This window comes from Clostridium sp. AF35-15 (genome assembly GCF_003477745.1).
GTDB lineage: Bacteria > Bacillota > Clostridia > Lachnospirales > Lachnospiraceae > Otoolea > Otoolea fessa.
Genome location: NZ_QUDY01000006.1, coordinates 108,174 through 124,232 on the forward strand (window position 1 = coordinate 108,174; position 16,059 = coordinate 124,232).

A 16,059-nucleotide genomic window follows, 5' to 3' on the forward strand; every position below is an offset into this window, starting at 1 on the left:
AGACAGCATGACAGTAAAAGATTTGAAGAGCTATCAGATCCTGAATGAAAAACACGTAAAAGAGCTGAATTCCGAGGGGATTCTTCTGGAACATAAGAAGACGGGAGCGAGAGTGTTCCTGCTCTCGAATGACGATGAGAACAAGGTATTCTGCATCGGATTCCGCACCCCGCCATCTGACAGCACGGGTGTGCCGCATATCATGGAGCACAGCGTTTTGTGCGGTTCGGCGAAATTTCCAGTCAAGGATCCGTTTGTAGAGCTGGTGAAGGGCTCCTTAAATACCTTCTTAAACGCGATGACCTACCCGGATAAGACGGTATACCCGGTTGCAAGCTGCAACGACAAAGATTTCCAGAACCTGATGGACGTCTATATGGACGCGGTTCTGCATCCGAATATCTATAAAGAAGAGAAGATTTTCCGCCAGGAGGGCTGGCATTATGAGATGGAGTCGGCGGACAGCCCGATCACGGTAAACGGTGTCGTTTACAATGAGATGAAGGGTGCATTTTCCTCCCCGGAGGGCGTGCTTGACCGCTACACGCAGAACACGCTTTACCCGGATACCTGCTATACGCATGAGTCTGGCGGCGCCCCGGAGGTTATCCCGGAGCTGACCTATGAGGATTTCCTGAATTTCCACCGCAAATTCTACCATCCGTCCAACAGCTTTATCTATCTGTACGGAAATATGGATATGGCAGAGAAGCTGGACTGGCTGGATCGTGAGTATTTAAGCCACTATGACCGTCAGCCGGTAGATTCTGAAATTCACTACCAGAAGCCGTTTGACGCGCCGAAGGACCGTGAGATCTTCTATCCGATCACTGAGGATGAGCCGGAGGATCACGCAACCTACCTGTCGGTTAATACGGTGGTGGGCGACGATCTCGACCCGATTCTCTACATGGCATTTCAGATCCTGGAGTATGTGCTTTTGGATGCGCCGGGCGCCGTTTTAAAGAAAGAACTCATCAACGCCGGGATTGGCCAGGATATCCTGGGAAGCTATGAAAATGGTATTTTACAGCCCTATTTTTCTGTCATTGCGAAAAATGCGGATAGCAGCCAGAAAGAGGCATTTTTAAAGACTGTCAAGGCAACGCTTAAGAAGCTGGCAGATGATGGCATCAACCAGAAGAGCCTGCTGGCGGGCATCAACTACTATGAATTCCGCAGCCGCGAGGCAGATTTCGGCAACGCGCCAAAAGGATTGATGTACGGCTTGCAGTGCTTAGATAGCTGGCTGTACGGCGGCGATCCGCTGATGCACCTGGAATATGAGGAGACATTTGCATTCCTCAAAAAAGCAGCAAAGGAAGGATATTTTGAAGAACTGATCCGCAAATATCTCTTAGATAACCCGTTTGAGGCGGTGATCACGGTCAGCCCGAAGCGGGGACTGACGGCGATCGAGGATGAGAAGCTGCGTGAAAAGCTGGAAGCATATAAGAAGAGCCTGAGCGCGGAGGAGATTCAGGCGATCGTGGATGGCACGAAAGAGCTGAAAGAGTATCAGGACACCCCGTCCCCGAAGGAAGATTTAGAGAAGATTCCGCTGTTGAAACGCTCAGATATCCGCAAAGAGGCGGAGAAATTTATCCTGACCGAGCGCGAGATTGGCGGAACCAAGGTGCTGGCACATGAGCTCTTTACCTCAGGCATCGGTTATCTGCGCGTGATGTTCCGTACTGACCGTGTACCATCCAGGGATCTGCCGTATGTGGGACTTTTGAAAGCAGTGCTTGGATTTGTCGATACGACGAAACACACATACAGCGATTTGTCGGATGAGATCAACTTAAATACCGGCGGTATCACGCTCAGCGTCAGCTCCTATGCGGACAGCCGGAAACAGGGCGCGTTTACCGGTATTTTTACCGCGAGTGCCCGGGTGCTGTGCGAGAAGCTGGACTTTGGATTTTCAGCGATCGCGGAGATTCTGCTTGATTCAATCCTTGATGATGAGAAACGTCTCGGCGAGATTGTGGCGGAGACGAAGTCGAAGAGCCAGATGCGTTTAAATCAGGCGGCACATTCAGCGGCAGTGATGAGAGCCAGCTCCTATTTTTCAGCAGAATCGGCATTTGACGACTGCACGGGCGGAATCGGCTTCTACCAGTTCCTTGAAGAGACGGCAAAGCACTTTGAGGAGAAAAAGGGCGAGGTGATCGCGAAATTAAAAGAGACGGCGGCACGCCTGTTTACAAAAGAAAATATGCTGATAAGCTACACGGCAGCAGCCGACGATCAGGCAGGGCTTGAAGCAGCGCTTCCGCTTTTAAAAGAACGTCTTCCACAGGGAGACGGAACCGTTTATCCGTTTGAGTGGAAAAAAGAGAACTTAAACGAGGGCTTCATGACCTCCTCCCAGGTCAATTATCTGGCGCGCTGCGGCAATTTCGTGGAGAAAGGGCTGGCATACAAGGGCACGCTGCGGACGCTGAAAGTCATTCTCGGATATGATTATCTGTGGATCAATGTCCGTGTCAAGGGCGGCGCTTACGGCGTCATGAATGGAGCCGGACGGTTTGGCGACAGCTATTTCGTTTCCTACCGCGATCCGAACCTGCGTGAGACGAATGAGGTTTACGAGGGTATCGTGCCGTATCTGGAGCAGTTTGAGGCAGACGAGCGTGATATGACGAAATTCGTGATTGGAACCATCAGCGACCTTGATGCGCCGCTTCTGCCGCCGTACAAAGGCATTCGCGCCGACGCGGCCTGGTTTACCGGCGTGACGGATGCGATGATCCAGAAAGAGAGAGACGAGATCCTGGCAGTTACTCCGGAGGATATCCGGGAGCTGGCGCCGATTATCAGGGCAGTGCTCAGTGAGCAGAGCATCTGTGCGATTGGAAATGCAGAAAAAGTCAAGGCAAATCAGGATCTGTTTAAGACGGTGAAAAATCTGTTTAACTAAATAAAATGTAAGTGAAAGGAAACAAGATGGCAAATACAGATACAAAAGAGTTTAAATCTGGCTTTGTGACCCTGATCGGGCGTCCGAATGTCGGCAAATCCACGCTGATGAACCACCTGATAGGACAGAAGATCGCGATCACATCTGAGAAGCCGCAGACGACCCGGAACCGTATCCAGACGGTTTACACAGACGAGCGCGGACAGATCATTTTTCTGGACACACCGGGTATCCACAAGGCGAAAAACAAGCTGGGCGAGTACATGGTCAATGTCGCAGAGAATACGTTAAAAGAGGTTGACGTGATTCTCTGGCTGGTAGAGCCGACCACCTTCATCGGGGCAGGCGAGCGCCACATTGCAGAGCAGCTTTCGAAGATCAAGACGCCGGTCATTCTGGTTATCAATAAAATTGATACGGTCAAATCGAAGGAAGAGATTCTGACCTTTATCGCGGCATATAAGGATATTTTGAATTTTGCGGAGATTATCCCGGTTTCGGCTCTCAAAGAGATGAATATCGAAGATGTCAAGAGCAGTATTTTTAAATACCTCCCGGCAGGTCCGCAGTTTTACGATGAGGATACCGTCACCGACCAGCCGATGCGCCAGATCGCAGCGGAGCTGATCCGCGAGAAAGCGCTTCGGATGCTGGACGACGAGATCCCGCACGGCATTGCAGTTGTCATCGACCAGATGAAAGAGCGTCCAAACGGCATCATCGACGTGGATGCAACGATCGTGTGCGAGCGCGATTCCCACAAGGGCATCATCATCGGAAAAGGCGGATCGATGTTAAAACGTATCGGAACCGCTGCCCGGATGGAAATTGAAAATCTGATGGACACGAAGGTCAACCTGAAACTCTGGGTTAAAGTGCGCCGGGAGTGGAGAGACAGCGATATGTATATGAAGAATTACGGATATAACCCGAAAGAAATTTAAGTGAGGGAAGGAAGGGCTGCATGCGAGATTTGATACAGACAACCGGAATGGTGCTTTATGCAGCCCCGGTCGGTGAATTTGATAAACGTCTGATTCTCCTGACGGGAGACCGCGGAAAAATCACGGCATTTGCCCGCGGGGCGAAGCGCACTGGAAGTTTGCTGCGTGCGGCAAGCCGGCCTTTCGCATTTGGAATCTTCACACTTTCTGAGACGCGGGATGCCTACAATCTCTATGGCGCGGAGATCGAAAACTATTTCGAAGGACTTGAACAGGACGTTGAGTGCGCCTGCTACGCCTCCTATTTTGCTGAATTCGCCGAATACTTTGGAAGAGAAGGTCTGGAGGCAAGAGAAATGCTGCGATTACTCTACCAGTCCTTCCGCGCCCTCCTAAAACCCGCACTCCCCAACAAACTTGTACAGCGTATCTTCGAGTTAAAAATCATGGTCATCAACGGCGAATACACCGAAGATCCACCCCTGCGCGCCGGAGACTCCGCACGCTACGCCTGGCAGTACGTCATCTACGCGCCGATCGAGAAGTTGTATACATTTCTTCTGAAAGAAGATGCATTTGCACAATTTGCGGCGAATGTGGAGCGGAATAAGAGGGCGTATGTAGATAAAAGTTTTCACTCATTGGAGATATTGCAGACGATTACATAACATACAACTATCCAGGGAGGAACCATTTATATGCCAGAACCCAAATTCCACCAGAAAATTGCCTGGTTCAATTTCATCTGCTGCCTCATGGTCATCTGGACGCATTCCGGCAACGCGGATCTGTTTTTCCCGGAACTGGGGCAGGACGCACCGTGGTGGCATTTCCAGTACCCGGTCATGCAGGAAATTTTGCGGGTGGACATCCCATGCTTTATCATGCTGTCTGCCTACCTGTTCTACCGGAACTTCACGATGAAGCGGCTGGGAGAAAAATTAAATAAACGTCTGCATTCGCTTCTGGTTCCGTACCTGCTCTGGAATACTATCTACTACGTGGCGTATGTGGCGGCGAGCCGGATTCCGGGACTGCAGACGATCGCCAACCGGACGGATCTGGTGATCACGACGTCCGGGGCATGGCAGGCGATCACCAAGTATACCTTCAATCCGGTGTTCTGGTTCATGTATCAGATCATTCTGCTGGTGCTGCTGGCACCGGTGCTGTATCTGTTTCTGAAAAATATCTGGACCGGCGCGGCATTTCTGCTGGTGCTACTTGTGGCACTTTTCAAGGGAGTGGCGCTGCCGGAGCTGAATCTGGACGCCCTGATTTATTATTCCTTTGCCGCCTATGCGGCGCTGCACGGGAGAAAATGGGCGGAGGCGGTATGGTCGTGGAAGCGGGCGGCACTGGGGGTGTGCCTGCTGGCAGTGGGAATCGTGCTCAGCAGGAGCTATTATACCCACTATTTTGTGCCGGGAATCGTTCTCTACCAGCTTCTGGCAGTCATCGGTATCTGGATGATGGTAAACGAGCGCTGGCTGGGAGAAGTCAGACCGTTTATGACCTGCACCTTTTTTATCTATGCGACGCACTTTGTGGTGGTCCGTTTCCTCAATAAGGCGGCGGCGCTGCTATTTCCGGGCAGCCAGCTGGTTTCGATGTTTATGTATGTGTGTATGCCGCTGCTTGCAGTGACACTCTGTTATCAGGCGGCGCGCGTGCTGCGGAGGTACCGTCCGGATATCTGGAAGACCCTGAATGGGGGACGCTGACAAAAAGCAGGATTTACGGTTGAAAGGCAGGTATCTCTGGAAACGGAAGTGCGAGTATGCGTTTTTTCAGGTCCAAGTCTTGAAAATACATAGAAAAGCAGGTATACTATAAAAACTTGGTTGTAGGAGCATTTTTGCGCTTGGGAGGAAGAGCAATGAAAAAAAGAGGATTTCTTCTGGCAGCGTGTACCGTGGGTGTGATGCTGTCCGGCTGTGGCTCACGGGAAACCGCCTTTTCCCCTTCGGAGAGCTGCGTATATGTGGCAAAAGACGGGGCGCTGTCGAGTGCTCTGGTGGAGCAGACCGGCGGTATTTCGGTCGATGAGAATGAATTAAAGCAGTATTTAGAGACGGCAGTGATTCATTTTAATGAAGAAAAAGGCGCCGGGGCGCTGGCACAGAACCAGAAAAATGCCGAGAGACTGCCGGCAGCATTGAAAAGTGTGAAGGCGGGAAAAGACACGGTGACTGCGATCTTTGATTATGCTTCCTTTGAAGATCTGAAAGCATTCGGAGAGACGAATGACAATGAGGACACCAGCAACTCCCTGACGGCGCTGGAGGCAAAGCCGCTTTCGGAGGCGATTGCCGATGGATGGTTTTCCGAGGGTGAGCTGGTAAAGGCAGATGGAAGCGAAGCCGGAACGGATACGGTTCAGAATGAAAAGAGCGGCATGGCAGTCCGGAGCGAGGGCGGTGCGACGCTGATGGTCGGCGGAAAAGTGCTTTACCGCAGTTCGAATACCGAGTTAAAAGACGATTCAACCGTCAGTCTGCCGGAAACAGGCACGGCTTATGTGATTTTTAAAAGATAAAAAACAGAATGATTGTTAAATTCGTCCATCTGCCAGATATCGAAAGAAGAGGCGGGGACGGGTACAATGATAAATGAATCAGGAGGACAAGACAAATGGAAAAGACGATGGACAAAATCGTGGCGCTCGCAAAATCAAGAGGATTTGTATATCCGGGTTCTGAGATTTACGGCGGCCTTGCCAATACATGGGACTACGGCAATCTGGGCGTAGAACTGAAAAACAATGTAAAACGTGCATGGTGGCAGAAATTTATTCAGGAAAGCCCGTACAACGTAGGTGTAGACTGTGCGATTCTCATGAACTCCCAGACATGGGTGGCATCCGGACATCTGGGCGGCTTCTCTGACCCGCTGATGGACTGCAAGAGCTGTAAAGAGCGTTTCCGTGCAGATAAGCTCATCGAGGACTATATGGCAGAGCACAACATCGAGATCGAGGGTTCTGTAGACGGCTGGTCCCAGGAGCAGATGAAACAGTACATTGATGACAATAACATCTGCTGTCCGAGCTGCGGCAAGCATGATTTCACTGACATTCGTCAGTTTAACCTGATGTTCAAGACTTTCCAGGGAGTTACCGAGGATGCAAAAAACACCGTATATCTGCGTCCGGAGACTGCACAGGGTATCTTTGTAAACTTCAAGAACGTACAGAGAACCTCCCGCAAGAAGATCCCGTTTGGTATCGGTCAGATCGGTAAATCTTTCCGTAACGAGATCACACCGGGTAACTTTACTTTCCGTACCAGAGAGTTCGAGCAGATGGAGCTGGAGTTCTTCTGTGAACCGGGAACCGACCTTGAGTGGTTTGCATACTGGAAACAGCACTGCATCGACTGGCTGCAGACACTTGGCATCAAGCCGGATGAGATGCGCGCGCGCGACCATTCTCCGGAAGAGCTGTGCTTCTACAGCAAGGCGACGACCGATCTGGAATTTCTGTTCCCGTTCGGATGGGGCGAGCTGTGGGGTATCGCAGACCGTACCGATTACGATCTGACCCAGCATCAGAACACCTCCGGTCAGGATATGACCTACTTTGACGATGAGAAGAAGGAGAAATACATCCCGTATGTGATTGAGCCGTCACTGGGTGCTGACCGTGTAACCCTGGCATTCCTGTGTGCTGCATACGATGAGGAAGAGATCGGAGAGGGCGATGTGAGAACCGTTCTTCACTTCCATCCGGCGATTGCACCGGTTAAGATCGGTGTGCTTCCGCTGTCCAAGAAGCTTAACGAGGGAGCAGAGAAGATCTACGCAGAGCTTTCCAAGTACTACAACTGCGAGTTCGACGACAGAGGAAACATTGGTAAGCGTTACCGCCGTCAGGATGAGATCGGTACTCCGTTCTGCATCACTTACGACTTCGAGTCGGAGACCGACCAGGCTGTTACCGTCCGTGACCGTGATACCATGGAGCAGGTACGTGTGCCGATCGCCGAGTTAAAGAACTACTTTGAGGATAAGTTCCGTTTCTAATCTTTAAATAAACAAAAAAGCAGAAACCATATTCCAGAAAACAGGAGATGGTTTCTGCTTTTTGTGTTAGAGAGGGCTTGTGACATTTTTGGCATTTTGCAAAGAACGAAATTTATTTTGGGGAAGATTAGGCACTGTTCTGGATAGTCATCTCATTTAATATTCGCGAAAATTACAAAAAAATATATATTGATCGAAAAAAAGTTGGAAAGAATTCAAAAAAACTCTTTACTAGACCGCAGTTTATGTTATAATATTCACGATGGCTTTTATCTTTCACATAAATACAAATATGTGAATGTAAAACATAAACGAGTATAGGAGGAAAATACTTATGGCAAAATGGGTTTATATGTTTAGCGAGGGCGACATGACCATGCGTAACCTGCTGGGAGGAAAGGGAGCGAACCTGGCGGAGATGACAAGCATCGGTCTGCCGGTTCCACAGGGATTTACAATCACAACTGAGGCTTGTACCCAGTATTACGAAGATGGTCGCAAGATTAACGACGAGATCATGGCACAGACCATGGAAGGCGTTAAGAAGATGGAAGAGCTCAATGGAAAGAAATTTGGCGATCTGAAGAACCCACTGTTAGTATCGGTTCGTTCCGGTGCGAGAGCATCCATGCCAGGTATGATGGATACCATCTTAAACCTTGGTTTAAATGACGAGGTAGTTGCAGCGATGATCGCAGGCAACCCGGACCCGAAATTTGAGCGATTTGTATATGACTCCTACAGACGTTTCATCCAGATGTTCTCGGATGTCGTTATGGAAGTTGGTAAGAAATACTTCGAGCAGCTCATCGACAAGATGAAAGAAGAGAAGGGTGTTCAGTACGATATCGAACTGACTGCTGCTGACTTAAAGACTCTGGCTGAGCAGTTCAAGGCTGAGTACAAAAAACAGTTAGGTGAGGACTTCCCGTCTGACCCGGTTGTTCAGTTAAAATTAGCAATCGAAGCTGTATTCCGTTCCTGGGACAACCCACGTGCGAACGTATACAGAAGAGATAATGATATTCCGTATTCCTGGGGTACTGCAGTAAACGTAATGCCGATGGTATTCGGTAACTTAAACGATGAGTCCGGTACAGGTGTTGCATTTACCCGTGACCCGGCAACCGGCGAGAAGAAGCTGATGGGCGAGTTCTTAAAGAACGCACAGGGCGAGGACGTAGTTGCTGGTGTTCGTACTCCGATGCCGATCGCTCAGATGGAGCAGGAGTTCCCGGAGGCATATGCAGATTTCATCAAGGTTTGCGATGTGCTTGAGAACCACTACCATGATATGCAGGATATGGAGTTTACTGTAGAGAACCGTAAACTTTATATGTTACAGTGCCGTAACGGTAAGAGAACTGCTCAGGCAGCTCTGCAGATCGCTTGCGACCTGGTAGATGAAGGACATAAGACAGAGGAAGAAGCAGTCGCTATGATCGACCCGCGTAACCTCGATACACTGCTGCATCCGCAGTTTGACGCTGCTGCATTAAAGGCAGCTACTCCGCTTGGAAAAGGCTTAGGTGCTTCTCCGGGTGCTGCTTGCGGTAAAGTTGTATTCACTGCAGAGGATGCTGAGAAATGGGCTGAAAAGGGCGAGAAGGTTGTCTTAGTTCGTCTTGAGACCTCTCCGGAAGACATTACCGGTATGAAGGTTGCTCAGGGTATCTTAACCGTTCGTGGTGGTATGACCTCTCACGCAGCCGTAGTTGCCCGTGGTATGGGTACCTGCTGTGTATCCGGATGCGGCGACATCGCTATGGATGAAGAAAATAAGAAATTCACATTAGCTGGTAAAGAGTTCAATGAGGGAGACTTCATCTCCATTGATGGTACAACCGGTAATATTTACGAGGGCGAGATCAAGACCGTAGACGCTACCATCGCTGGTACATTCGGCCGCGTTATGGCATGGGCTGACAAGTTCAGAAGACTGAAAGTTCGTACCAACGCTGATACACCGGCAGATGCGAAGAAAGCTAGAGAGCTTGGCGCAGAAGGTATCGGTCTTTGCCGTACTGAGCATATGTTCTTCGAGGAAGACAGAATCGCTGCTTTCCGTGAGATGATCTGTGCTGACACTGTAGAAGAGAGAGAAGCAGCTCTGGATAAGATCCTTCCGTATCAGCAGGGCGATTTCGAAGGCTTATTCGAGGCTCTGGAGGGCAACCCGGTAACCATCCGTTTCCTGGATCCGCCGCTGCATGAGTTTGTTCCGACTGAGGAAGATGACATCAAGAAACTGGCTGACGCTCAGGGCAAACCGGTTGAGACTATCAAGAACATCATCGCTTCCCTGCATGAGTTCAACCCGATGATGGGTCACCGTGGACTTCGTCTGGCAGTTACCTATCCGGAGATCGCAGTTATGCAGACCAAGGCAGTTATCCGTGCAGCTATCAACGTACAGAAAGCTCACGCTGACTGGTCCGTAAAACCGGAGATCATGATTCCGCTCGCTTGCGATGCGAAAGAGTTAAAATATGTAAAAGATATCGTTGCGAAGACCGCTGACGAGGAGATCGCAGCAGCAGGCGTTGATCTGAAGTACGAAGTAGGTACCATGATCGAGATCCCGCGTGCAGCTCTGACCGCTGACGACATCGCAAAAGAGGCTGAATTCTTCTGCTTCGGTACAAACGACTTAACTCAGATGACCTACGGCTTCTCCCGTGATGATGCAGGCAAGTTCCTGAATGCTTACTATGATAAGAAGATCTTCGAGAGCGATCCATTCGCAAAACTGGATCAGACTGGCGTAGGTAAGCTCATGGAGATGGCGATCAAGTTAGGTAAAGCAGAGCGCCCGACCCTTCATGTAGGTATCTGCGGCGAGCACGGCGGCGACCCGTCTTCCGTAGAGTTCTGCCACAAGATTGGTCTTGACTATGTATCCTGCTCACCGTTCCGTGTGCCGATCGCTCGTCTGGCTGCTGCTCAGGCTGCAATCGCTGAGAAATAATTATTTAAAGGAAACCTTAAATAGAATAAATGGGTAGATAAGGACTCCCTTACGAAAGTAAGGGGGTTCTTTTGTATAAATAACCGGCGGCTGTTTATGAAAAAAAACATGTATGATGGCAATTTTTATGGACATGGTATATTTTGAATGCTATAATCGAAAGTGTAAGAATATAAGGTAAGAGTTAAGTGGGTATTATAGATAAAGTTCCTGTAAATTTTTTACATGGAGCTTTTTTTGATCATATAGGAAATTAAGTCTTATGTGTGGGGGGCACCGAAGCGCAGGCCACTGAATCGTAATAAATAGCCGGAAATAAGATGTGAAAAAATAGAAAAGAATAACAGGGATGGAAGGAAAATGAAAGGAAAAAGAGTGATCGCAGGTATTCTGCTTGTTGGAATCTTAGCAGTCATCCTGGCAGGGTGCAAAAATACAGATGAGAATAAAAAAGAAACGGAAAAACCCGTCATCACACTAGGAAGCGACAACTATCCACCATACAATTATCTGAATGAAGATGGTGTGCCGACAGGAATCGATGTAGAACTGGCTACAGAAGCCTTCAGAAGAATGGGCTATCGGGTGGAGGTTGTCCAGATTAACTGGGAGAAGAAGAAAGAGCTGGTGGAGAGTGGAGAGATAGATTGCATCATGGGCTGTTTTTCCATGGAAGGACGTCTGGATGATTACCGCTGGGCCGGACCGTATATAGCAAGCCGTCAGGTGGTTGCTGTAAATGAGAGCAGTGACATCTATAAACTGAGTGACCTGGAGGGGAAAAATCTGGCTGTCCAGTCCACAACCAAACCGGAGGGCATCTTTCTGAACCGGACGGATGAGAGAATCCCAAAACTGGGAAATCTGATCAGCCTGGGACACCGGGAACTGATCTATACATTTCTGGGGAAAGGATATGTGGATGCAGCTGCCGCACATGAGGAATCGATTGTCCAGTATATGAAGGATGATGACATAAGCTTTCGTATCCTGGAAGAACCGCTGATGATCACCGGAATAGGGGTTGCTTTTGCAAAAGAGGATGAGCGGGGAATCTGTGAACAGATGGATCAGATTCTGGAGGAAATGCGTCAGGATGGCACATCCCTGAAAATCATTGAAAAATATCTGGATGATCCGGAGAAGTATCTGGAGGTGGATAATCTTGGATATTAAGAGAAGAACGAAGGAAAAACAGATTAAAACAATTGGTATTTTGCTTGGAATCTGTGTGGCTGTAGTCTCTCTATTTTATTTCTTCCACACGGAAAAAGCGGAAGCAGAAGAAAGAATGGTAGAGATCGTAAACTATGTGAAAGTGCAGTGCTCCACCTACACCCATTATAATGAATCTTCGGAATCCAAAAGTCTCCTCCGTGCCATTGAAAGTGCCAGACAGATGAGTACCAATATTAACATGGAAACAGAAAACGGCGGTCAGTTAAGCCGGGAGTTTCTGAAGGATAATCTGCAGACGCTCTGGGTGAATGGTATCCTTGTACTTGATGCAGAAGGAAAGGTGGTCTGTGAGTACAGCATGAACGAGTCTCTGACGGATGAGATTACGAAGTATCTGCAAAAAGAAATTATCATGGATTTTGCCGGATATGAAGAAAGAAGCTATTCGGAACGGTTTGCCAGGGAAGACGGGTCCCGGATCGACATTGCAGCCTGCGCCAGAAAAGACGCACCGGGTATTGTGGCAATTTACTATTACACATCTCCTGAATTTACCAGAAACTATACTTTGACAATACAGGGGCTTTTAAATGGCTATAGTGTCCAGAAAGATGGAACAATTATTGTTGCAGACGATGGGCTCGTTGTTGCCAGTAACGATGAGAGCCTGTTGGGGCAGAATACGGCCGACAATGAGGTTGTTCAGGCAATGAAAAGCCATACAGACAGCCAGCATATTTTTCATTTGAAGAATGAAGGAACCGGATGCTACGGAATCATGCTGAAGCAGCGGGATTATTATATTTATGCATATCTTGCGGATCGAGAAGTATTTCATAATCTTCTATTAAGGATGATAAGTGTTATTTTTCTATATTTTCTGATATTTGGTATATTCTGGTTCTGTATCTCCAGAACCAATCTGGAACATGAGAAACAAGAACGGGAAAAGGATGAAAAATATAAAGCAGAACTTCTGATAGCTGCAAAAAAGGCGGAAGCCGCCAATAGGGCGAAAACGGAATTCCTCCAAAGGATGAGCCATGATATCCGGACTCCGATTAATGGAATCTGCGGTTTGGTCAATATGGCAGATCATTGTGCAGATGATATGGAGAAACAGACAGAATACAGAACAAAGGTGAAAGAGGCATCCAATTTGTTGCTGGAACTGGTAAACGATGTCCTGGATATGAGTAAGCTGGAGTCGGGCGAAGTGATTTTGGAAGAAATTCCGTTTGATCTGAGCCGTATTTCCAGGGAAGTACTTGTTGTGATCGAGCAGATGGCGGCAGAACAGAATATCCGGATCGTGTGGGAGAAGAAAGAAATCACACATCGGAAGCTTATTGGAAGTCCAGGATATGTGAAACGTGTGATGATGAATATACTGTCGAATGCGGTGAAATATAACAGAAAAAACGGACATATCTATATTAGCTGCCGGGAGATTCCATCCGGACAGCCAGAGATGACAACGATAGAATTTGTCTGCCGGGATACAGGAATCGGAATGACAGATGAGTTTCAGAAACATATTTTTGAACCGTTTGCCCAGGAACATGCAGGAAGCCGTACAAAATTTGCCGGAACAGGCCTGGGAATGCCGATTGCAAAGAAGTTGATTGAGACAATGGGTGGAACCATTACCTTTGAAAGTGAAAACGGTGCAGGGACTACCTTTGTGATCCGGATTCCATTTAAAATCGATCTGAATTCGGATAAACGGGAAGAAAAGAAAGATGTATCAGATGGAAAACCTATAAAGGGACTGCATATTCTTCTGGCAGAAGATAATGAGCTGAACATGGAAATTGCTGAATTTGTGCTTCAGAATGAAGGTGCTGTCGTGACTAAGGCATGGAATGGGCAGGAAGCCGTTGAACGATTCAAAAAAAGTGAACCCGGTGAATTTGATGCGATTCTTATGGATATCATGATGCCGGTTATGAATGGTTATGAAGCAGCAAAGACGATTCGTTCCATGGATAGAAAAGATGCTAAGGTGATACCGATCATTGCAATGACAGCAAATGCGTTCGCGGAGGACAGAATAAAAGCAAAAGAAGCAGGGATGGATGAACATATTTCTAAGCCTGTTGATGAAAAATTACTGGTAAAGGTAATTTATGAACTAGAGGAACGCAGTTTTAGGGGGATTCGTAATGAAAAAGAAAAATAGAAATAAGTTACTTGCTGTGCTTCTGGTGATGGTGACTGCTATATCTCTTTTGTCAGGCTGTGGCGGGAAGCGTGCAGAAAAAGAAGATGCAGAAACCATCACGGTGTATTTATGGAGTACAAAACTGTATGAAAAATACGCACCCTATATTCAGAAGCAGCTTCCGGATATCAATGTTGAATTTGTAGTAGGAAATAATGATCTGGATTTTTACAGATTTCTGGATGAAAATGAAGGATTGCCGGATATTATAACCTGCTGTCGTTTTTCACTGCATGATGCAAGTCCTCTGAAAGATAGTCTGATGGATCTTTCTACAACCAATGCGGCTGGTGCTGTCTATGATACATATCTAAACAATTTTAGGAATGAGGATGGCAGCGTAAACTGGCTTCCAGTGTGCGCAGATGCCCATGGCTTTGTAGTGAACAAGGATCTTTTTGAAGAGTACGATATTCCGCTGCCAACCGATTATGACAGCTTCGTCTCTGCCTGTCAGGCATTTGACGATGAGGGAATCCGTGGGTTTACAGCAGACTATTTTTATGATTATACCTGTATGGAGACACTGCAGGGGCTGTCAGCATCAGAGTTGTCTTCTGTAGACGGACGCAAGTGGCGGACGACCTACAGTGACCCGGATAATACAAAGAGAGAAGGTCTGGACAGCACCGTCTGGCCGGCGGCTTTTGAACGTATGGAACAGTTCATCCGGGATATCGGTCTGAGTCAGGACGATCTGGATTTGAATTATGATGATATAGTAGAAATGTATCAAAATGGGAAGCTTGCCATGTACTTTGGAAGCTCTTCCGGTGTAAAAATGTTTCAGGATCAGGGCATTCAAACAATATTTCTGCCATTCTTTCAAGAAAACGGCGAAAAATGGCTGATGACTACACCCTATTTTCAGGTGGCTTTAAACCGTGACCTGGCACAGGATGAAACACGACGGCAGAAAGCCATGAAGGTATTGAACACGATGCTTTCTGAGAATGCACAGAAACAGATCCTTTATGATGGTCAGGATCTCTTAAGCTACAGCCAGGATGTGGATATCCATCTTACAGAATATCTGAAAGATGTGAAACCTGTGATTGAAGAAAATCATATGTATATCCGTATTGCGTCAAATGATTTTTTCGCTGTTTCCAAGGATGTGGTATCTAAGATGATTGCAGGAGAATACGATGCAGAGCAGGCTTATCAGTCCTTTAACACCCAGCTTTTGAATGAGCAGACTATCTCTGAGGATATCCTGTTAGATTCACAGAAATCATATTCCAATCGTTTCCATACCAGTGGAGGTAATGCGGCTTATTCGGTTATGGCAAACACTCTGCGCGGCATTTATGATACGGATGTGCTGATCACCACTGGAAACAGCTTTACTGGAAACGTGCTGAAAGCCGGTTACACAGAAAAAATGGCGGGTGACATGATCATGCCCAATGGTCTTTCAGCTTACAGCAGTAAGATGAGTGGGGCGGAACTGAAGGAGACTGTCAGAAATTTTGTGGAAGGCTATGAGGGAGGCTTTATTCCCTTTAACCGAGGTTCTCTCCCTGTGTTCAGTGGTATTTCTGTGGAGCTCCGGGAAACGGATAATGGTTATACATTGAACAGAGTTACGAAGGATGGAAAGAAAGTTCAGGACAAAGAGATGTTCACGGTAACCTGCCTGACGACACCTAAATACATGGAGAATTATCCGGTAGATGATAATATTGTGTTTGATATAAGAGATACTTCTGTGAAGGATACCTGGATAGGATATATTTCAGATGGTGATGCCGTTCTTGCAGAGCATGAAGACTATATGGCTCTGAGGTGAGAA

10 protein-coding genes are annotated in these 16,059 nt (G+C 47.7%); all 10 read left to right on the top strand.

The features are described from left to right. Positions 1-7: 7 nt before the first annotated feature. The 10 genes from DWZ76_RS08820 to DWZ76_RS08865 all read left to right on the top strand — a co-directional run bounded on the left by DWZ76_RS08820 (position 8) and on the right by DWZ76_RS08865 (position 16,056). Complete coding sequence (locus tag DWZ76_RS08820) at positions 8-2,926, top strand: insulinase family protein (protein WP_118472455.1); 2,919 nt, start codon at positions 8-10, stop codon at positions 2,924-2,926. 26 nt (positions 2,927-2,952) lie between these two features. Beyond that, positions 2,953-3,870, top strand: coding sequence for a GTPase Era (gene era, locus DWZ76_RS08825; protein ID WP_022359739.1), 918 nt, complete (start codon positions 2,953-2,955; stop codon positions 3,868-3,870). A gap of 20 nt (positions 3,871-3,890) precedes the next feature. Next, complete coding sequence (gene recO, locus DWZ76_RS08830) at positions 3,891-4,538, top strand: DNA repair protein RecO (RefSeq protein WP_118472456.1); 648 nt, start codon at positions 3,891-3,893, stop codon at positions 4,536-4,538. Between the two features lie 30 nt (positions 4,539-4,568). Further along, positions 4,569-5,594, top strand: a complete 1,026-nt coding sequence (locus DWZ76_RS08835) for an acyltransferase (RefSeq protein WP_118472457.1) — start codon at positions 4,569-4,571, stop codon at positions 5,592-5,594. 155 nt (positions 5,595-5,749) lie between these two features. Then, on the top strand, positions 5,750-6,409 hold the full coding sequence (locus DWZ76_RS08840; protein WP_107001586.1) for a hypothetical protein: 660 nt from the start codon (positions 5,750-5,752) through the stop codon (positions 6,407-6,409). A 95-nt stretch (positions 6,410-6,504) separates the two neighbouring features. Then, on the top strand, positions 6,505-7,893 hold the full coding sequence (locus tag DWZ76_RS08845) for a glycine--tRNA ligase (RefSeq protein ID WP_107001585.1): 1,389 nt from the start codon (positions 6,505-6,507) through the stop codon (positions 7,891-7,893). Between the two features lie 334 nt (positions 7,894-8,227). Further along, positions 8,228-10,861, top strand: a complete 2,634-nt coding sequence (ppdK, locus tag DWZ76_RS08850) for a pyruvate, phosphate dikinase (RefSeq protein ID WP_118472458.1) — start codon at positions 8,228-8,230, stop codon at positions 10,859-10,861. A gap of 360 nt (positions 10,862-11,221) precedes the next feature. Continuing rightward, the gene (locus DWZ76_RS08855; protein WP_118472459.1) at positions 11,222-12,037 is read left to right on the top strand and encodes an ABC transporter substrate-binding protein; all 816 of its coding nucleotides are present in this window, start codon (positions 11,222-11,224) and stop codon (positions 12,035-12,037) included. Positions 12,038-12,152: 115 nt separating this feature from the next. Then, complete coding sequence (locus DWZ76_RS08860) at positions 12,153-14,222, top strand: ATP-binding protein (RefSeq protein ID WP_347560920.1); 2,070 nt, start codon at positions 12,153-12,155, stop codon at positions 14,220-14,222. Beyond that, positions 14,206-16,056, top strand: coding sequence for an ABC transporter substrate-binding protein (locus DWZ76_RS08865; protein ID WP_118472460.1), 1,851 nt, complete (start codon positions 14,206-14,208; stop codon positions 16,054-16,056). Before DWZ76_RS08860 ends, DWZ76_RS08865 begins: the two co-directional genes overlap by 17 nt. Positions 16,057-16,059: the final 3 nt, after the last annotated feature.